The sequence below is a fragment of the Clostridium sediminicola genome, assembly GCF_050402865.1.
In the GTDB taxonomy this organism is placed as follows: Bacteria; Bacillota; Clostridia; order Clostridiales; family Clostridiaceae; genus Clostridium_AF; species Clostridium_AF sediminicola.
In genome coordinates this window covers 658,049-676,834 of sequence record NZ_BAABMF010000001.1, presented here as the reverse complement: position 1 = coordinate 676,834, position 18,786 = coordinate 658,049, and the positions used below count along the sequence as shown (strand labels likewise).

At 28.2% G+C, this 18,786-nt stretch carries 21 protein-coding genes; 18 read left to right on the top strand and 3 right to left on the bottom strand.

Annotation, left to right across the window (positions count from 1 at the left end; translation table 11 throughout):
- Positions 1 to 16 precede the first annotated feature (16 nt).
- The 15 genes from ACQ3F0_RS03360 to spoVAE all read left to right on the top strand — a co-directional run bounded on the left by ACQ3F0_RS03360 (position 17) and on the right by spoVAE (position 13,667).
- Positions 17 to 1,126 (top strand): Gfo/Idh/MocA family protein, encoded by a 1,110-nt coding sequence (locus tag ACQ3F0_RS03360; protein ID WP_428863613.1) that lies wholly within the window; start codon positions 17 to 19, stop codon positions 1,124 to 1,126.
- A 27-nt stretch (positions 1,127 to 1,153) separates the two neighbouring features.
- Positions 1,154 to 1,894 (top strand): N-acetyltransferase, encoded by a 741-nt coding sequence (locus ACQ3F0_RS03355; RefSeq protein WP_428863612.1) that lies wholly within the window; start codon positions 1,154 to 1,156, stop codon positions 1,892 to 1,894.
- A gap of 42 nt (positions 1,895 to 1,936) precedes the next feature.
- Complete coding sequence (locus ACQ3F0_RS03350) at positions 1,937 to 3,058, top strand: glycosyltransferase (protein WP_428863611.1); 1,122 nt, start codon at positions 1,937 to 1,939, stop codon at positions 3,056 to 3,058.
- 22 nt (positions 3,059 to 3,080) lie between these two features.
- Positions 3,081 to 4,568: an O-antigen ligase family protein gene (locus ACQ3F0_RS03345; protein WP_428863610.1), complete on the top strand. Its 1,488-nt coding sequence runs from the start codon at positions 3,081 to 3,083 to the stop codon at positions 4,566 to 4,568.
- On the top strand, positions 4,546 to 5,577 hold the full coding sequence (locus ACQ3F0_RS03340; protein ID WP_428863609.1) for a glycosyltransferase: 1,032 nt from the start codon (positions 4,546 to 4,548) through the stop codon (positions 5,575 to 5,577). Before ACQ3F0_RS03345 ends, ACQ3F0_RS03340 begins: the two co-directional genes overlap by 23 nt.
- A gap of 118 nt (positions 5,578 to 5,695) precedes the next feature.
- Positions 5,696 to 6,340, top strand: coding sequence for a sugar transferase (locus ACQ3F0_RS03335; protein WP_428863608.1), 645 nt, complete (start codon positions 5,696 to 5,698; stop codon positions 6,338 to 6,340).
- Between the two features lie 71 nt (positions 6,341 to 6,411).
- Positions 6,412 to 6,966: a nitroreductase family protein gene (locus tag ACQ3F0_RS03330; RefSeq protein ID WP_428863607.1), complete on the top strand. Its 555-nt coding sequence runs from the start codon at positions 6,412 to 6,414 to the stop codon at positions 6,964 to 6,966.
- 592 nt (positions 6,967 to 7,558) lie between these two features.
- Positions 7,559 to 8,200: a cyclodeaminase/cyclohydrolase family protein gene (locus ACQ3F0_RS03325; RefSeq protein WP_428863606.1), complete on the top strand. Its 642-nt coding sequence runs from the start codon at positions 7,559 to 7,561 to the stop codon at positions 8,198 to 8,200.
- A 66-nt stretch (positions 8,201 to 8,266) separates the two neighbouring features.
- Positions 8,267 to 10,018 (top strand): Eco57I restriction-modification methylase domain-containing protein, encoded by a 1,752-nt coding sequence (locus ACQ3F0_RS03320; protein WP_428863605.1) that lies wholly within the window; start codon positions 8,267 to 8,269, stop codon positions 10,016 to 10,018.
- 144 nt (positions 10,019 to 10,162) lie between these two features.
- Complete coding sequence (gene spoIIAA / locus ACQ3F0_RS03315; RefSeq protein WP_428863604.1) at positions 10,163 to 10,498, top strand: anti-sigma F factor antagonist; 336 nt, start codon at positions 10,163 to 10,165, stop codon at positions 10,496 to 10,498.
- A 13-nt stretch (positions 10,499 to 10,511) separates the two neighbouring features.
- Positions 10,512 to 10,940, top strand: a complete 429-nt coding sequence (gene spoIIAB, locus ACQ3F0_RS03310) for an anti-sigma F factor (RefSeq protein WP_428863603.1) — start codon at positions 10,512 to 10,514, stop codon at positions 10,938 to 10,940.
- A 26-nt stretch (positions 10,941 to 10,966) separates the two neighbouring features.
- Entirely contained in the window at positions 10,967 to 11,713 is a 747-nt protein-coding gene (gene sigF / locus ACQ3F0_RS03305; protein ID WP_428863602.1) for an RNA polymerase sporulation sigma factor SigF, read from the top strand.
- A gap of 86 nt (positions 11,714 to 11,799) precedes the next feature.
- Positions 11,800 to 12,258, top strand: a complete 459-nt coding sequence (gene spoVAC / locus ACQ3F0_RS03300; RefSeq protein WP_428863601.1) for a stage V sporulation protein AC — start codon at positions 11,800 to 11,802, stop codon at positions 12,256 to 12,258.
- Positions 12,259 to 12,289: 31 nt separating this feature from the next.
- Positions 12,290 to 13,315, top strand: a complete 1,026-nt coding sequence (gene spoVAD, locus ACQ3F0_RS03295; protein ID WP_428863600.1) for a stage V sporulation protein AD — start codon at positions 12,290 to 12,292, stop codon at positions 13,313 to 13,315.
- Positions 13,299 to 13,667: a stage V sporulation protein AE gene (gene spoVAE, locus ACQ3F0_RS03290; RefSeq protein ID WP_428863599.1), complete on the top strand. Its 369-nt coding sequence runs from the start codon at positions 13,299 to 13,301 to the stop codon at positions 13,665 to 13,667. Before spoVAD ends, spoVAE begins: the two co-directional genes overlap by 17 nt.
- A gap of 91 nt (positions 13,668 to 13,758) precedes the next feature.
- Here spoVAE and nudC read toward each other — a convergent pair whose 3' ends face one another.
- The 3 genes from nudC to ACQ3F0_RS03275 form a co-directional block, all read right to left on the bottom strand.
- Positions 13,759 to 14,601: an NAD(+) diphosphatase gene (nudC, locus tag ACQ3F0_RS03285; protein WP_428863598.1), complete on the bottom strand. Its 843-nt coding sequence runs from the start codon at positions 14,599 to 14,601 to the stop codon at positions 13,759 to 13,761.
- 77 nt (positions 14,602 to 14,678) lie between these two features.
- The gene (locus ACQ3F0_RS03280; protein WP_428863722.1) at positions 14,679 to 15,119 is read right to left on the bottom strand and encodes a threonine/serine exporter family protein; all 441 of its coding nucleotides are present in this window, start codon (positions 15,117 to 15,119) and stop codon (positions 14,679 to 14,681) included.
- A gap of 25 nt (positions 15,120 to 15,144) precedes the next feature.
- On the bottom strand, positions 15,145 to 15,912 hold the full coding sequence (locus ACQ3F0_RS03275; protein ID WP_428863597.1) for a threonine/serine exporter family protein: 768 nt from the start codon (positions 15,910 to 15,912) through the stop codon (positions 15,145 to 15,147).
- 262 nt (positions 15,913 to 16,174) lie between these two features.
- On the opposite strand from ACQ3F0_RS03275, the gene ACQ3F0_RS03270 reads away from it, so the two are divergent.
- The 3 genes from ACQ3F0_RS03270 to ACQ3F0_RS03260 all read left to right on the top strand — a co-directional run bounded on the left by ACQ3F0_RS03270 (position 16,175) and on the right by ACQ3F0_RS03260 (position 18,784).
- Positions 16,175 to 17,071, top strand: coding sequence for a chemotaxis protein CheX (locus tag ACQ3F0_RS03270; RefSeq protein ID WP_428863596.1), 897 nt, complete (start codon positions 16,175 to 16,177; stop codon positions 17,069 to 17,071).
- Positions 17,072 to 17,112: 41 nt separating this feature from the next.
- Positions 17,113 to 17,481 carry a response regulator gene (locus tag ACQ3F0_RS03265; RefSeq protein WP_428863595.1) on the top strand — a complete coding sequence of 123 codons (369 nt, stop codon included), beginning with the start codon at positions 17,113 to 17,115 and terminating at the stop codon, positions 17,479 to 17,481.
- A 109-nt stretch (positions 17,482 to 17,590) separates the two neighbouring features.
- Positions 17,591 to 18,784 carry a class I SAM-dependent rRNA methyltransferase gene (locus ACQ3F0_RS03260; protein WP_428863594.1) on the top strand — a complete coding sequence of 398 codons (1,194 nt, stop codon included), beginning with the start codon at positions 17,591 to 17,593 and terminating at the stop codon, positions 18,782 to 18,784.
- Positions 18,785 to 18,786: the final 2 nt, after the last annotated feature.

The window sequence follows — 18,786 nt, the reverse complement described above, 5'->3', positions numbered from 1 at the left end:
TTCTGGGGGGAGAATTTTGAGTAAGTTTAAAATTGCTATTATTGGATGCGGTAGGATATCGTATAAACATATAGAAGGAATAGAAAGAAATAATAAAGAATGTGAATTAGTATCAGTTTGTGATATAGATATAAAAAAAGCTGAAGCAAAAAGAAATGAATATATAGCTAAATTAGGAAAAAAAAGTAATGTTTCAACGTATATTGACTATAAAAAAATGATTAATAATGAAGAAATTGATATAGTTACTATTGCAACAGAAAGTGGATATCACGCGGATATAGCAATATATTGTATGGAAAAAGGCAAACATGTTATTATTGAGAAACCTATGGCTTTATCAATTGAAGATGCGGATAAAATGATAGAGATGGCTGAAAAGATGGGTGTTAAGATTAGTGTTTGCCATCAAAATAGATTTAATCAACCAATTCAAAAATTACGAAAAGCAGTCGATGAATATAGATTTGGTAAATTGATTAACGGAACAGCAAGAGTACTGTGGAGTAGAAATAAAAGCTATTATGAGCAAGCTCCTTGGAGAGGAACATGGGAGCTAGATGGTGGAACTCTTATGAATCAATGTATTCATAATATTGACTTACTCCAATGGATGATGGGTGGAGAGATAGAAAGTGTATTCTCCATGAGTGATACATTTATTAGAGATATAGATGCCGAAGATTTTGGTGCAATTCTAATAAAGTTTAAAAACGGTGCAATTGGAATTGTAGAAGGATCTGCTTGTGTATATCCCAAGAACTTAGAAGAAACTCTAAGTATTTTTGGTGAAAAAGGAACAGTTTGTATTGGCGGGCTAGCAGTAAATAAAATTGAAAATTGGAGATTTGAAGATAGTTTAGAATCAGAAGATGAAGTTTTAAATGTTGATGAAGCAGAACCAGATTCTGTTTATGGATATGGGCATGCTCTATTATTTAAAGATTTTATTGATGCAATAAAGAATGATAGAGAACCATTAATATCTGGAATAGAAGGTAAGAAAGCTTTATCAATAATATTAGCTGCTTATAAATCAAGAGTTACTGGCTTACCGGTGCAATTTCCAATTAAAAACTTTTCAACTATGGATATTAAAAGCAAACTACAAGAAAAGAAAATCTAAATAGAAGTTTAAAATTGGAGGATCTATATGAATTATATATCTGAGAAAGCTAAAATTGGATCTAATGTTAAAATTGGAAAATTTGTTGTTATAGAGGAAAATGTAACGATTGGTGATAACTGCATTATAGGGCATAATGTTGTGGTACACGAAGGAAGCAATGTTAAAAATAATGTACGAATAGATGATAATACAGTTATAGGTAAAAGACCTATGAGGGCAGTTAATTCTATATTCAAAGATGAAAAAGAACTTGAAGGTTGTATAATTAATGACGAGTGCTTGATTGGAGCAGGTGTTATAATTTATTGCGGATGTATAATAAATGAAAAAACACTTGTTGCTGATTTGGCAGTTGTAAGGGAAAATGTAACTATTGGTTCAAAATCAATTATTGGAAAAGGTGTTACTATAGAAAATTTTTGTGAAGTTGGTTCAAATTGTAAGATTCAAACCAATGTATACTTAACTGCATACTCTAAAGTAGAAGATTATGTGTTTATTGCACCCTGTGTTGTGACATCTAATGATAATTATGCTGCAAGATCAAAGGAAAGGTTTGGAAAGTTCAAAGGTGTTACTGTTAAACGAGGTGGACGTATCGGAGCAGGAGCAGTTATATTGCCTGGAAAATATATTTATTCGGAAGGTTTTGTAGCAGCAGGAAGTGTTGTAACAAAGGATGTAGAGGAAACTACTATAGTAGCAGGCAACCCTGCTAAAAAATTCAGGAAAGTACCTGTAAATCAATTGTTAGAGAACCAATAAAGAGAAAATGATAACAGATAGTCAGGAGTATGAGGTGTAATAATGAGAATTTGTATATTAACTTCCGGACACGATATATTTGACAATAGGATTTATTTCAAAGAAATTATGTCATTAAAAAAGAAATATAATGAAATATATCTTATAGCGCCGGGAGAAAAAGATTTTATAACTGACGATGGTATTACAGTAAAATGTTTTTCAAAAAGAAAAGCATGGTATGATAGAGTTCGACCAATGAGAGAAATGTTTGATATTGCACTAAATATTAAAGCAGATGTGTATCATGCTCACGAACCTGATTCTTTTCAGGTAGCATTAAAATTAAAGAAGAAATTAAATTCTAAAGCAATATTTGATTCTCATGAATATCATCCAGAAGCATTTGCGGAACACTTTAAAATAGGAAAAGATATCTTTAAAAAGTTTATTTATTTATATGAGAAAAATATGGCAAAAAAAGCGGATTATATAATAACTGTGAATAATATTTTGGTAAATAAATTCAAGAATTATAATGATCATGTTGCTTTAATCCCTAACTATCCAATTTTAGATTTGCATTCATCAGCAAAAGAATTCAATGAAATACCTACATTTATATATGTAGGTGGAATAAGAGAAGATAGGGGTATACTAAAGATTCTAGAAAGTATTAAATTAACAAAGGGTGCTTATAAATATTTTTTTCTTGGGTCTTTTAGTTCAAATGAATTAAAGATAAAAGTGAATAATTTTATAGAAAAAGAAATTCCCAATGCTGATATTACTTTCACAGGAAAGGTTCCACATCTTGATGTATTTAAGTATTTAAATAGGGCTGATGCAGGATTTATATTGTTGCAGCCTGAGAATTGGAGATATGTGAATTCTGAACCGATAAAATTATTTGAATATATGATTACCAAAACTGCTATTATTGCTAGTGATTTTCCAATGATGAAAAATATAATTAAATCTTCTGAAGCAGGGGTTACTGTGGACCCGACAAATACTAAAGAAATTGCAGCAGTTATCGACTATTTAGCAGATAATAGAGATCTAGTTATAAAAATGGGCATAGATGGGAATAATGCAATTGAAAAAGATTATAATTGGAGTAAAATGGAAATAATAATACATAAAATATATAAAAAAATTAACAAAGAATTAGATTTTAAGTAAAATACAGTATGTGGAGGTATTAATGTTCTTAGAATTAAAAAACAAAAAAATAGCATTATTAATGATGTTAGCAACTATCGTAGTAGAAATGTACGTTACCCCCAATATTGTAGTGATTTCAATTTTTGCAGTTTTTTACTTAGTATTAATTTACAAATTTTATGGGGAAAGTATAAGAGAATTCTTCTTTTATTGTTCATTGTTATTTTCAATAGTTACGTTGAATAATAGAAATCAGTTCTATATTTCTATTATTATGTATATTTTAATATATTTGTTTGATTTTACGCAGAATAATGATAACTGGTTAAAAAAAATCAAATTCAATAAATATTCGATATTTTTACTAGTTTTTATTTTCTATATGACTAGTAGCATGTTTTGGGCTGAAGATAAAAATTTTGCTTTTAATTATTTAATACAATACTTTATAAGCTTAGCATTGTTTTTAGTATACATATCTTGGAATAATAACAATAAAAAATATATCAAGAGTTTAAATTTTTTAAAAGATTTATTCTATGGAATTGTTATACTTGGAACATTGGAGATTTGCGGTATTGAACTAGGGCTGAGAAATATTTTTATTACTAAAGAGATGTATCAAGTTCATTTAAAAAGAGTGCCTACTGTATTCTTTTATAATCCTAATAATTATGCGTTTTTTTTAGTTCTTGGAATTTCTGCATTAGTGATTAATGGTATATGTAGTAATAAAAAAAACACTTTTGTTGACAATGCTATATTTATTATGGCACACGTAAATATTATATTTACTATGAGTAGATTAGGGTTAATAGCAATTTATTTAAGTTATTTTAGCCTATTTACTATTTTGTTAATTTCAAAGAATCAACAAAAGAAATATTTTATGATTAAGAAAGTAATTAAATATTTAGTATATTCATCAATGATTTTTATGGTTATATGTTTAGTTCCAGGTACGGAACCATATTGCGGCAGATTGAAAAATACTACAATTATAAAAAATATTGATAAATTGTTTGAAAAAGCTGTAGTTGAGAAAGAAACAAAATTACAACCAGTAGTAACAGTAGGTGCTAAAGGATCAGATAATCAGAGAGTTACTTTATTATTGGATGTTTTCGAGGGAGTAATACTAGAAAAGAACATAATGGGATTTGGAGTTGGAAATATAAAAAATTATATATTATTAAAAGGTAACACACATGGAGTATATCAAATACATAATTTTTGGTTTGAAATTTTAGGGGATTTTGGAATTGGTATATTAATGTATATGGGTATTATTTACTTGGTTGGTGTTTTTGAACTAACTAAACCCTACTTATTTAGAAGTAAGGAAAATAATAAGTACCTTTTAATTCCAATTAATATGGCACTAATTCTTGTTTTTTTAGTTTTAGGACCAAGTTCTGTAGTGACATTTTCAACGTTCTGGATTGCTCTTGGGTTGATATACAGCAAAATAAGTATAAATAAAGGGAATATTAAGGTGATTAATAATGCAAGTATTGAAAAATTCTAAAACAGTTTCTATAATTATTCCATGTAAAAATGAGAAAGAATATATAAAAAAATGTATAGATTCTTTTACTAAACAAACTTACGATGACAATTTATATGAGATTTTAGTTTGTGACGGTACATCTAATGATGGAACAAGGGAAATAGTATTAGATTATGAAGAAAAGTTTAAAAATGTTAAATTGATTAATAACATAGGGGAATCAGCACCAAAGGGTATGAATTTAGGAATAAAAAATAGTAAATCTGATATAATAATTATTTTTGGAGCTCATTCTGAAGCGGATAAAGATTTTATTAAGAATAATGTTGAAATATTGAATAGAGAAGACGTGCATTGTTGTGGAGGGCCTATAGAAACTATAAATGAAAATACTATTGGCAAGGCAATTTCATTGGCTATGAGTTCGCCCTTTGGTGTAGGGAATGCTTTATTTAGGTACTCAAAGAAAGAAAAATTTGTTGATACCGTGGCTTTTGGTGCTTATAAAAGAGATGTATTAGATGATATTGGTTATTTTGATGAAGAATTAGTGAGAGGCCAAGATTTTGAACTTAATTTTAGGCTTACTGAAAATAATTATAATATACTATTATCCCCAAATATAAGATCAAAATATTACAGTAGAAGTTCAATCAAAAATTTATGGAATCAATATTTTCAATATGGATTTTGGAAGATGAAAATAATTAGTGAATATAAAAAAGTACCTTCAATTCGCCACATAATACCTACCATGTTTGTATTGTTTAATGTTTTTGGAATATTAGGAGGAATGCTTAATAAATATATATTCGTTTTGTGGCTATTTATTATGTCCTTATATTTTTTGATGGATATATATTTCAGTTTTAAATTATGCAAGAAAAATTTCAAGATATTTTCTTTGCTAATACTAATATTTCCAATATTACATGTAAGCTATGGAATTGGTTTTATAATTGGATTTTTTGCTTTTTCGCTTAATTTTAGGACTTTGATTTATAATAATTCTAGAATTACTAGATAGATAATAGTTTATTAAGAGTTTAAATATATAGGATGATTAAACTACAAAAATTAAGTTAAACTAAAAGAATAATGGTTCTATATTTTTAGTCCTATAAAATGAGAAGGGAGATTTAGAGGTGGAATTTGAAAATCAAATTGATAGTGTAGTTTTTAGAGAAAAAGAATATCAGTTTACTATAAAAAGAGGTTTGGATATAGTTATATCACTAATAGGCATTATAATGTTGCTTCCTTTATTTGTGATTATTCCTATATTGATAAAAATAGATTCAGATGGTCCAATTATTTTTAGACAAATACGAGTTGGTAAAGATGGTAAAAATTTTGTTATATATAAATTTCGAACTATGGTTTCTGATGCTGATATTAAAAAAGAAATTGAAATACCTGAAAACATAGAGGACTTTGTTATACAAGAAAAAAATGATATTAGAATTACTAAATTAGGTGAATTATTGAGAAGATCTAGTTTGGATGAAATCCCACAATTATTTAATGTACTTATAGGAAATATGAGTATTGTAGGTCCTAGACCAGAAGTACCTGGGATTGTGAAGTATTTTCCGGAAAAATACAAACAGCGGGTTTTGGTTTTACCTGGAATTACAGGATTAGCTCAAATTAATGGTAGAGGGGAATTACCTTTAAAGAAAAAAGTAGAATATGATTTGGAATATATCCAAAATTTCACTGTTTTATTAGACATAAAAATAATATTAAAGACTATTAGATATGTACTTCAACAAGAAGGTGCACTGTAATTAGAGTAAATCTGCTTTTGGTATAAAATTATTTTTTAAGTAAAAAATAATATAACAAAGGAGGCAGTAATATGGATTTTTATAGTGTAATTGAGCAAAGAAAGAGTGTGAAAAAGTTTAATGGAATTAAAGTTAAGGATTCAAGTTTGGACAGAATGATCAACGCGGCCATGATGAGTCCTTCATGGAAAAATTTAAGTTCATATAAATTTATAATTGTTGAAGATTCTAATAAGAAAAGTAAAATTGCTGATTCAATAAAGAATAAAACAAATGAAGCATCCAATGCTATAAATGAAGCTCCAATTTTGGTGGTTTTTGTAGGTAACCCTGAATTATCAGAAACAGTTGAAGGAAAGGATATGTATCTTTTAGATGCAGCTATAGCTATGGAACACTTAGTGCTTGCTGCCACAGAGGAAGGTTACGGAACATGTTGGATGGCTTCTTTTGAAGAAAATAAAGTTAAAGAAGCACTGGATATACCTGATGAAATTAGAGTTATAGCCATGACGCCTGTGGGAAAGCCTGAAGAAGTAAAAGAACATTATCCTAAAAAAGATGTAAGAGATTATGTGTATTTGAATAACTGGAACAATGCTTATACAGAAAACATTCACCATTAAATGTTAGTAGATACATTTAGTTATATTAGCTAGAAATATTGTTTTATAAGTGTATTGTATGTTTATTAAAATAATTTAACTAGGTTGTGCTTTATATCCTATGGGTCGGATAAGAATTAATATAAGTTATTCTTAATCGGCCTTTGTTCATGTATAGGAATTTATAAATTTTTAAGGAAATTTAACACCAGTCAAGTACAATTATATCAATACATTGCAGTATTATGTGAAATTTTTGAACTAATTTATAAATTCCATCCTACAGTGGGTAGAAGAAGCATATATAGCGTAAAAGGCATCGTAACAAGCTTTAGAAATTATTGTTCATTTTTGTAAATGGATTTTTAATTCAACTAAAATCTATATATGCTCATAACTCATTAATACATTTATACAAGTCCAAAATCTCAGGTATTAGTGAATTATGGAATTGTATAAATTTTTAGTTGAACAAAAACCTGTACCTTTAAGAAAATGAATTAGAATTTCTTAGTGAAGTGGAGTGGCTTTGTAGCTATATATGCATTTGTTCATTATTGACAAAAATTCATATAAAAATTAAAATAGAAGAATAAAAATGAGGAGGAATATTATGCAAAAGAATTTAACAATAGATGATTATATAAATATACTTGCTTCAGAAAAAGCTATACCAGGAGGAGGAAGTGCAGCAGCTTTAGTTTCAGCAATTGGAAACGCTCTTTGTGGAATGGTTTTTAGCTTGACAGTTAATAAGAAGAGCTATTTGTCAGAAAGTGATGAAATAAAACAAAAAATTAAAAAAGCTCAAGCAGATTCTAATGAGGTTACAGAATTATTGTTGAAATCTATGGATGATGATGGTGAAGCATTTGCGCAAATTTTAGAGAGTTTTAAATTACCTAAAGATACTGAAGAAAATAAAAAAGTTAGAGAACAAAAAATTCAAGAAAGCTATAGAAGTTCATTGACTATACCTTTGGAATTAGCTGAAAAGTCTATGAATTTGTACAACCATATTTATGTATCATGTAAACATGGAAATAAAAATTTAATATCAGATGCTGGAGTGGCCGCAATTTTAATTAATGCTGCAATAGAAAGTGCAATTTTAAATGTAAAAGTTAATCTAGTTGGTATAAAGGATAATAACTATAAAAATAACATATTAAATAGAATTAATGATATTCTTATAAAAAACGATGACAAAAAGAATAAAATAATGTCCATGGTTTCTGAAGAGATTGGAATTTAATAATTTGTTTGTAAAGTATTTTTATGATATACTAAAACGTAATTTGATTTTAGTGAGGAGAACATAATGATAAATGAATTTATTAGAATGATAGATGAACTTTACGATATTATTAACGAACCAATTGACAAAATGTTTAAGTATACTGCAATAAATAATTATAAAAAAAAATTAGGTATAACTGATGGAAAGTTCTCCGATATATTTATAAAAATACTAAATAACAAAAAAAGTAATGGAGTAGTTTATACACCCCAGCCAATTGCATCTTATATGGTTAGTAATTTAATAAAAGTTGAAGATGTAATATCAAATCCATATTTAAAGGTTCTAGATCCTTCATGCGGATGCGGTAACATATTAATACCACTGATTTATCATTTAGAAAGTATATTTAAATCAAATATTGATGAAATCAATAAAAAGAATAATCTTGATATAAAAAAAGATGGAATTTTAAAACATATTCTTACTTACAATGTTCATGGATGTGATATCGATGAAACATCAATAAAGATACTCATTATTGATGTTTTTACAGTATTTGGGTATATACATATAGAGAATTATATTGTATCTGATTTTCTATTAGATGAAAAAGATACTAAATATGATTTTATAGTTGCTAATCCACCATATGTAGGTCATAAAAATATAGAACGTGAATACTTCCTTGCATTGAAGAAAAAATATGGTAATCTTTATAAAGATAAAAGTGACTTATCTTTTTGCTTTTTTCAAAAGGGTATTAATGTAATAAATAAACATGGTAAGATTACGTTTATAACATCAAGATACTTTATGGAATCACCTAGTGGTGAGGATTTGAGAAAAGTACTTAAAGAATACTGTTCTGTATTTAAGATTGTAGATTTCTATGGTATTAGACCCTTTAAAAATATTGGTATAGATCCTGTAATTATTTTTTTGATTAACAGTTCAGATGCTGTTGAAGAAATTGAAGTCTTTAAACCTAATATAAATGTTAAAAATAAAAATAGCGAGTTTTATAATTCGTTATTTTTAAAAGAAGGAACCAACTTCAATTATTTCAAAATCAACAAAAATTTACTTAATAATAAAGGGTGGGTTCTTAGAAATAAAAAAGAGAGAGAGATTATTAGAAAAATAGAAGAGAAAAGTTTAACTAATTTATCAAATATATGTAATAGTTATCAAGGAATAATAACAGGATTAGATAAAGCATTTGTGGTTACTCAAGATATTATAGATGAATATAATTTAGAAAAAGATATTATTATGCCTTGGGTTAAAAGTACAAGCATTCAAAAAAGTAATGTTTTAGATACTGGAAAATATTTGATTTATTCTGATAAAATTGAAGATGAAAAGGAATATCCAAATTGTATAAAATATATTAGCCAATTTAAAGAAAAACTTATGCTTAGAAGGGAATGTAGATTAGGCCGAAGAAAATGGTACCAACTGCAGTGGGGTAGAAAAGAATTTATATTCAAGAATAAAAAAATAATTTTTCCTTATAAATCTCAAAATAATAGATTCTCATTAGATAAAGGCAAATGCTTTAGCGCTGACATTTATGCGTTAGCATTGAAAGAGGATATACCAATAACTTATGATTTCCTTTTGTATTTGTTAAACAGTAAAGTGTATGAATTTTATTTTAAATGTTTTACTAAAAAATTAGGAGAAAATATGTATGAGTACTATCCTAATAATGTTTCGAAGTTATGCATTCCTATATGTAATATAATTGATTATTCTAGTGAAGATAGATTAAATGAATTTTTTGGATTTAGTACTGAAGAAATTGAAATAATAAATAGTTATATTTAGCCGCGAAAGCGGCTTTTTGTTTTATATAGAATAAAATGTTCTTAATTGGGTAAAATAAAAAATAATATAAAAAATTATTAGAAAAAAAAGGAAATAAGAGAAAAATATAGAATTAATTATATTAACGGAGATTGGGGGGAAAAAATGCATATCAAATTTACTAATAAAAAAAATGCTTTAATAGTTTATTTAAGTGGCGAATTAGATCATCACAGTGCTGAAGATGTCAGAAATAAAATAGATGATATGATTGCAAGAACAAATTCATTAAATTTAATACTTGATTTTTCAAATGTTAATTTTATGGATAGTTCTGGAATTGGTGTGGTTATAGGTAGGTATAAGAAACTATTAAATAAAAAAGGAAGAGTAAGTATTTCCAATGTTAATGGGTCCGTAAAAAGAGTTTTTGAACTATCTGGAATGTTTAAAATAATACCACTATACAGTAGTGCAGATGAAGCCGTAAATAACGGGTAATGGGGGGAACAAAATGTTTGAGAATACTATGAAAGTAGAATTTTTAAGTAAATCACAAAATGAGAGTTTTGCAAGGGTTGCTGTAGCAGCTTTTATATCTCAGTTGGACCCTACAATTGAAGAGTTGACAGATGTGAAAACAGCTGTTTCAGAAGCTGTTACAAATTCAATTATTCATGGGTATGAAAACAAAGGCGGATTAATAACAATTAAAGTAGATCTTAAAGGAAATGAAGCAGAAATAAAGATAACTGATAAGGGAAAAGGTATTGATGATATTGATAAAGCGATGCAGCCTTTATTTACTTCAAGACCGGATTTGGAAAGATCAGGAATGGGTTTTACTGTAATGGAAACATTTATGGATTCATTACAAGTTCTATCTGATGATAAAGAAGGTACAACCATAGTTATGAAGAAAATATTTAAATCAGTTGAATAAATAAAAGGAGGATTTAAAATTGATACATGGGCACATTGAATAATGAAGCGAGAAAAAAGTATAGTAACAATATTGAATTGTTAACCAAGGCCCAAAAAGGGGATCAATTAGCCCTAGATGAGTTAGTTGAAATAAATCTTCCTTTAGTAGCTGCTTTAACAAAGAAATTTATGAATAGAGGCTACGAATATGATGATATATTTCAAGTTGGATCAATGGGACTAATAAAAGCAATAAAAAACTTTGATTTAAGTTATGATGTAAAGTTTTCTACCTATGCAGTTCCTATGATTATGGGAGAAATAAGAAGATTTCTAAGAGATGATGGTTACATAAAAGTAAGCAGAAATATAAAATACGTGGCAAAAAAAGTTCATTATGCAAGAGAAGAATTAGCCCAAAAATTAAAAAGGGAGCCAAAGATAGAGGAATTAGCTGATTATATGGATATGCCAAAAGAAGAAATTCTCTTTGCTATTGATGCTGTGACTGAACCACAGTATTTATTTGAGACAATACATCAGGAAGATGGATCACCGATATATTTATTGGATAAAATAAGTAATCCAAATAATGAGAATGTTATAGATAAACTATCATTAAAAGAAGCACTAAGTAAATTGGATGCAAGGTCTAGACAAATAATTATTTTAAGGTATTTCAAAGATGTAACTCAAGTAAATGTTGCTAAAATGCTTGGGATAAGTCAAGTACAAGTATCAAGAATAGAAAAGAAAGTATTAAAAATGATGAGAGAAAAATTAAGTGGATAGAGTACATTTCGTACTCTATTCTTTTTTTTGTTTAAAAATCGAAAAATTGAGAAAAATATAATAGAAGAAATTATGGAGGTGGTTTTATGACAGTAAAAGAAAGTGATATTAAGTCTAAATTTAATGAGTTGTCACAAAAAGATACCCCAAATACCAAATTAATAAATAATTGTATTAGAGCCTTCTTAGTAGGAGGAATTATATGTGATATAGGACAATTATTTTCTGATTTTTATATGAGTATAGGGATAGATAAGATTAATGCAGCAACTTGTGTATCAATTACAATGATATTTATAGGAGCTTTATTAACTGGTGTAGGAATATATGATAAGATAGGTGACTTCGCGGGAGCAGGTTCTGTAGTGCCAATAACTGGATTTGCAAATTCTATTGTTTCACCTGCTATGGAGTTTAAAAAGGAAGGTTTTGTATTTGGGGTTGGTGCAAAAATGTTTACTATTGCTGGGCCGGTGCTAGTATATGGCATAGGATCATCTGTGATAGTAGGGATTATTTATTATATAATGAGTTTTATTAAATAGAAGTATTTAAAAATATTATTGGAGGTTCAAATTGAATAAGAGAATTGGTAAGCAAACGGTAATATTAAAATCTAAACCTAAAATTATATCTACTACAAGTATAGTAGGACCTAAAGAAGGGAATGGTCCTTTAAAAAATTATTTTGATATTATTCTTAAAAATGACTTAAATGGAGAGAAAAGCTTTGAAAAAGCTGAAACGAGTATTCTATCAAAGTCTATTAGAGAAACGATACTAAAGAGCAACTTATCTGAGGATAAAATAAATTATATTATATCTGGTGATTTGTTAAACCAGTTAACAGCAACTAATTTTGCTATAAGAGATTTAGATATACCTTTTCTGGGGGTATATGGAGCATGTTCTACTATGGCTGAAGCAATTGGCATTGCATCAATGCTCGTAGATGGTGGGTTTGCGGATTATACGATAGCAGCTACATCTTCACATTTTTCATCAGCGGAAAGACAATTCAGAGTTCCTTTGGAAATGGGGAGCCAAAGAGCACCATCTGCACAATGGACAGTAACAGGAGCAGGATCTATGCTTATAGGAAGTAAAGGTAACTTTCCTTATATTAAATATGTAACAACGGGAAAAATAAAAGATTATGGGGTAAAAGACGCTACAAATATGGGAGCAGCTATGGCTCCGGCAGCTGTTGATACTATAAAACAACACTTTGAGGATACAGGAAGAAATCCAGAAGATTATGATATTATAGCAACTGGTGATTTGGGATCTATAGGTAGAAAAATAACTCAAGAGTTAATTGGAGAGTATAACTTTACTTTAGGAAAGAATTATATAGATTGCGGGGAAGAGATATTTGATCATGACAGACAGAAGACAAAAGCAGGTGGAAGTGGTTGTGGTTGTTCTGCAGTAGTTAGTAGTGGATTTTTGTATAAAAATTTGTTAGAAGGTAAGTTCAAGAAGGTTCTATTAGTTTCAACTGGAGCGCTTATGAGTACAACATCATCTCTTCAAGGTGAAAGCATTCCTGGAATTGCACACGCAGTTAGTATAGAGTTTGGAGATGATAGTGGTGAATGATTATATAATGGCGTTTTTAGTAGGAGGCATTATATGTACTATAGGGCAGATACTTATTGATAAAACAAAATTAACGCCAGCTAGAATCTTAGTACTGTTTGTGACTCTGGGGGTTATATTAGGTGCTCTAAATATCTATGATGTTATTGTTGATTATGGGAAGGCCGGTGCAACAGTACCACTTCCTGGATTTGGATATGCTTTAGCTAAAGCAGTAAAGTTGGAAGTTGATAAAGAAGGATTGATTGGAGCTTTTACTGGAGGAATAAAAGGTACAGCTGGAGGTATAAGTGGGGCTATTTTATTTGGATATATAATGGCTTTGATATTTAATTCTAAATCAAAAGGATAATCGTAAGTGAGAATTGAATATTTAAAAGTGCTATCAAAATTTGATTAGCACTTTTAAATATGACTAATATATAAGACATGATTTAATATTTTTATGAATTTTGATTTGAAATAAAATTATCTATGAGGCTTCTTGCTATGCTATCTTTGGGAGGAAGCATAGGAAGAGCTGTGGATTTAAACCAATCAGCATGACCAAGCTCTATTCCATCTACATTAATATCTCCTGATTCATAGTTGGCAGTAAACGCAACCATTAAAGAATCGGGATATGGCCATGGTTGACTACCGAAATATTTGATATCTTTAACCTTAATTGATGTCTCTTCATAAACCTCTCTTTTTACACACTCTTCAAATGTTTCACCAGGCTCTACAAATCCCGCAATAACACTATATAACCCTTCTCGAAAATTATTATTATGAGCCATTAATAAAGCATCATCTTTTGTTACAGCAACTATGATTGCAGGAGAAATTTTAGGAAAAATTAGCAGACCACATTTTGGACATTTCATCGCTCTTTCTTTTTCAAGTTGATTAATCTGATTTCCGCATCGTCCACAAAACTGGTTTGTATCCCTCCAATTTAATATTTTCCTTGCTCTTGCACATACAGATGTAAGTGGAGTAGGTAATTGTAAACCTAACGCACGTAAGCTGAGAAACTGAAAATTTGAAGGTAATTTTATAGCATTGTCAATTTTATAGGTATAGCATGCTAGTCCATTAAATTTTCCTAAGAAAAGTTCATTAGTATCTTTAAAATTAAGAGATAGAATATCTTTTGCAGTAAGTATTGAAATTTCTTCATCTAAGGTTTTAATAAGAAGATTATTATTATTATCAAAAATAAAAAATAAATCACAATCATTTTTTACCTTAGGAGATTTTGTTTCGGGTACAAAATTTATGTATGAATCGTTGTTATGCATGTTAAAAACTCCTTAATTTAATATTTATCTATAAAATTTATTATAATCTATTATTCAATAAAAATAAATAATTTAATTCATAGTCTACGATTTTTATATCTTTTAGTATTTATTAATCTAGTAACAGATGAAACTAAAATAATTCCACATGCTATTGCACCAGCACTAAAGAAAGTTTCAGCCCCTAGAGTTAAAGCTTTATCGGCATTACCTTGAATGAATTCATACATTGTATAGTACATCCCAGAGCCTGGTACTAATGGAATAATTGCAGATATAGCAAATAGGGTTACGGGATTCTTAAGAAATCTGGCCATTGCTTCAGAATAAATTGAAACAGCTATAGATGCTACAAAAAGAGCGGATACTTTTGAAATATCCATATTTATTAAAATAAGATAAACAACCCAACCTAGGCCACCGCCTAATGAAGTAGCAAAAAGTTTTTTTCCTCTTATGTTAAACAGAACGCCAAAGCTAAGAGTACAAACAAATGCATATAAATAATTAGAAGCCATTTTAAATATAAGTGAAGTAGTCATATTAAATTAATCCTCCGAAGATATTAAACCATAATTTTAAAGCAAAACCTGTTCCAAGAGCTATTGCTACAGCAATAAATATTGACTCTACAGCTCTTGTGACTCCAGAAACTATATCCCCAGCTATGGTATCTCTTATTGCATTTGTAATTGAAATTCCTGGGACTAAAAGCATTATTGAGCCTATTATAGTTTTGTCTATGTTATCTGCAAGATTTAATTGGACACTTCCTGCAGCTAGCAGAGCGGTAATAATCCCACATATAGCATTTACAAAGAATTCATTTGTTTTAATTTTATAAAGAGAAGTACATAATAGCTTTATAACTATTCCGATAAAAAATGATACAAAAAAATCTTTTATTGTTCCACCAAAAAGCAAAGAAAAGAAAGCAGCGGCTAGGCCTGAAAAAATTAACAGTATGTTTTTATTATAAGTTGGGTATTTATCAATGTATTCTAATTCTTTTTTTACCTTTTTTAAAGGTAAATTTTCCTTGCTTACTTTCCTAGATAAATCGTTTACCATTGATACTTTCTCCAAATTAACTGTTCTGCTAGTTATTCTTTTTACTATAGAATTAGTTGTGTTATTGTCGGATATTGAGATTATAATACCTGTTGGTGTAACATAACTATCAACTTGTTTTACACCTAAAGATATGCATATTCTCTTCATAGTTTCTTCTACCCTATATGTTTCACCGCCGTTCTCAAGAATGATTTTACCGGCAAATGCAGTTACTTGTAATATTTGGTTTGTATTCATTTTAGTTTAGATATTCCTCCTTTAAGTTCATAAAAATAAATACATTATTAAATGTACTATTATTATAACTTAATTTGATGGACAAAGGGTAATAATTTTATAGAAGTTTAAATGAATTTTTTATAAAATAAATTAGTAAAAATTTGATGTTGAATTTTGGAGATTCTTCTACATTTTTCGTTGTTATGGTATAATTATTTACATAATTAGAAATTTGATAATGGTTGATTTTAAAAAGTATTAGTGTGAAAGGGGAACATTTATGTTCAATCAATATTTTGGTAATTTTTTATTGGAAAAAAGGATAATTACAGCAAAACAACTTAAAGAAGTGTTGGAATTGCAAAAACTAGTAAGAGTAAAAATAGGTATTTTAGCTATTGATAATGGTTTTATGAATGCTAAGGAAGTATTAGAAGTTCATAAATTACAAATTATAAAAGATAAAAAATTTGGCGAAATTGCAATTGAAGAGGGATATTTAACAAAAGAAAAGCTTGAAGAACTACTGAGAAAACAAAAAAAATCAATGGTTTTGATTGGGCAAGCTTTGATAAATAAAGGTTATATAACTTTTCAAAGATATGAAGAAATACTCGTTCAGTTTAAAGAAGAGTCTGGATTTTCTTTTGAAGAATTCAATGCTATTAGAAATAATAATTTAGAAAAAATAGTTCCTATGTTTGTTAAAATTAAAGATAGTTCAATGAGTACACTGCTGCATAAATATATTCAACTTTTTGTAAGAAATATTGCTAGATTTATAGATGTTGATATAGTATTAGGAAAAGCAGAAAAAATAGATAGTAAAGCTTTTGATAATTTAGTATACCAAAAAATAGATGGAACCCATAGAATATTTTCTGCTTTAGAAGGTGAGGACGAAGTAGTTACAAAATTTGCTTCTATTTATGCAGAAGAGCAGTGTGAAGAAGTAGATGAAATAGTTCAAGATTCACTAGGCGAATTTCTTAATTGTACAAATGGATTGTTCCTATCAGGTTTGTCTAACAGCGGGGTTGAATTAGAACTGTCTCCACCTAAATTTGAATGCAGTGGTAAATTGATAAAAACTAAAGAAATATATAAAATTCCATGTAGTTTAAGTTTTGGGGAGTTTAATTTGTTAGTTAGTTGTGAATATCCTGTGATTGAATAAAAAATTGTATTTGAAGTATGAAGAACGATGGAGGTTATTGAATGGCAAAAATATTAATAGTCGATGATTCTGTTTTGGCTAGAAAAAAACTGAAAAATATTATAGAGAATACTGAACATGAAATAGTAGGAGAAGCTGAAGACGGTTATGAAGCATTCAAAAAATATAGGGAATTAGAGCCTGATTTAGTTACAATGGATATAAATATGCCGTTTTTAGATGGAATTGGTGCATTAAGATTAATTAAAGAAGAGTATGCTAATGCGAAGATTATAATGGTTACAGTGTTAGGACAAGGAAATAAAATGTTAGAAGTACTTAATAATGGCGCTATTAATTGTATAAATAAACCTTTTAAAGATAATCAAATAATTGAAGCAATAAATGAAGCAGTGAAAATTAATTATTAATTTATACAATTGATAATTAAATCTAAGTTTTCTTTTTAAAATAAAAATATATATGATATAATTACTGAATGGTTAAATATTATAAATCTAGTTTTAGGATGGTAAATATATGAACGAAACAACACTCGTAGTAAAAAAAGAATATTTGAATAAATATAAAAATGGTTATCCGTTAATTCTTAAAGATGCAATTGTAAATATTAACGAATTAAAAGAAGAAGGCCAAATTATAAAACTTGTAGATAAAAACAATGTTTTCCTGGGTAGAGGTTATTATGGAAAACAGAATAAAGGATTTGGTTGGATTTTAAGTAATAGTAATAAAAGTGTTTTAAATGATAGATTCTTTTATGATAAATTAAAAAATGCATTGTCCAAAAGAAAAAAGTTTTATTATTCCAAAGATACTACTACATTTAGAGTATTTAATGGAGAAGGAGACGGGATAGGCGGTTTTACTATTGATTATTTTGATGGATTTTATCTTCTAACATGGTATAGTAAAGGAATATATGCATTCAAAGATAGTATATTAAAAGCAATAAAGTCTTTAGTGCCTTTTCACGGTATTTATGAAAAAAAGAGATTTAATGAAAACGGCATGGTTACAGATGAAGATAGCTATTTGTTGGGTAGAAAAGCACCAAAACCTCTTGTTGTTCAGGAAAACGGTGTTAATTTTGCTATCTACCTTAATGATGGTGCAATGGTAGGAGTATTTTTGGATCAAAAGGAAGTAAGAAAGTCTTTAAGAAATAAATACTCAAAGAATAAAACAGTTTTGAATACTTTTTCTTATACTGGTGCTTTTTCAATGTTCGCTGCAAAAGGTGGGGCTAGCACTACTAGTATTGATTTAGCAAAGAGAAGTTTAGAAAAAACTATAGAGAATTTTACCCTTAACAAGATAGACTATAAAAAACACGATATAATCGTAGAAGATTTATTCATTTATTTTAGGTATGCAAAAAAGAACAATATAAAATTCGATGTTGTTATTCTTGACCCACCAAGCTTTGCAACTTCAAATGAAAGTAGTTTTAGTGCAGCTAGGGATTATAAAGATTTAGTTAAAAAAACTATTGAGATAACTGAAGATGATGGGCTAATTGTTGCATCTACAAACTGTAGTACATTCAATATGACAAAGTTTAAAAGATTTATTGATGAGGCATTTAAAGAATCTAATAAAATGTATCAAATTATTGAGGAGCATCAGTTGCCAAAGGATTTTGCAGTTACAGATAAATTTCCAGAAGGTAATTATTTAAAGGTTCTATTTATTAAAATAATTTCTATGTAGAG

Excerpts from the sequence above, each read along its gene's own strand:
- ACQ3F0_RS03345 (WP_428863610.1), top strand. The coding sequence starts at position 3,081 with ATGTTCTTAGAATTAAAAAACAAAAAAATAGCATTATTAATGATGTTA.
- ACQ3F0_RS03280 (WP_428863722.1), bottom strand. The coding sequence starts at position 15,119 with ATGGCTTCTAATTATTTATATGCATTTGTTTGTACTCTTAGCTTTGGC.
- ACQ3F0_RS03355 (WP_428863612.1), top strand. The coding sequence starts at position 1,154 with ATGAATTATATATCTGAGAAAGCTAAAATTGGATCTAATGTTAAAATT.
- sigF (WP_428863602.1), top strand. The coding sequence starts at position 10,967 with ATGGGCACATTGAATAATGAAGCGAGAAAAAAGTATAGTAACAATATT.
- ACQ3F0_RS03330 (WP_428863607.1), top strand. The coding sequence starts at position 6,412 with ATGGATTTTTATAGTGTAATTGAGCAAAGAAAGAGTGTGAAAAAGTTT.
- ACQ3F0_RS03350 (WP_428863611.1), top strand. The coding sequence starts at position 1,937 with ATGAGAATTTGTATATTAACTTCCGGACACGATATATTTGACAATAGG.
- ACQ3F0_RS03265 (WP_428863595.1), top strand. The coding sequence starts at position 17,113 with ATGGCAAAAATATTAATAGTCGATGATTCTGTTTTGGCTAGAAAAAAA.
- ACQ3F0_RS03260 (WP_428863594.1), top strand. The coding sequence starts at position 17,591 with ATGAACGAAACAACACTCGTAGTAAAAAAAGAATATTTGAATAAATAT.
- spoIIAB (WP_428863603.1), top strand. The coding sequence starts at position 10,512 with ATGTTTGAGAATACTATGAAAGTAGAATTTTTAAGTAAATCACAAAAT.
- ACQ3F0_RS03325 (WP_428863606.1), top strand. The coding sequence starts at position 7,559 with ATGCAAAAGAATTTAACAATAGATGATTATATAAATATACTTGCTTCA.
- spoVAE (WP_428863599.1), top strand. The coding sequence starts at position 13,299 with ATGATAGTGGTGAATGATTATATAATGGCGTTTTTAGTAGGAGGCATT.
- ACQ3F0_RS03340 (WP_428863609.1), top strand. The coding sequence starts at position 4,546 with ATGCAAGTATTGAAAAATTCTAAAACAGTTTCTATAATTATTCCATGT.
- ACQ3F0_RS03275 (WP_428863597.1), bottom strand. The coding sequence starts at position 15,912 with ATGAATACAAACCAAATATTACAAGTAACTGCATTTGCCGGTAAAATC.
- nudC (WP_428863598.1), bottom strand. The coding sequence starts at position 14,601 with ATGCATAACAACGATTCATACATAAATTTTGTACCCGAAACAAAATCT.
- spoIIAA (WP_428863604.1), top strand. The coding sequence starts at position 10,163 with ATGCATATCAAATTTACTAATAAAAAAAATGCTTTAATAGTTTATTTA.
- ACQ3F0_RS03320 (WP_428863605.1), top strand. The coding sequence starts at position 8,267 with ATGATAAATGAATTTATTAGAATGATAGATGAACTTTACGATATTATT.
- spoVAC (WP_428863601.1), top strand. The coding sequence starts at position 11,800 with ATGACAGTAAAAGAAAGTGATATTAAGTCTAAATTTAATGAGTTGTCA.
- ACQ3F0_RS03270 (WP_428863596.1), top strand. The coding sequence starts at position 16,175 with ATGTTCAATCAATATTTTGGTAATTTTTTATTGGAAAAAAGGATAATT.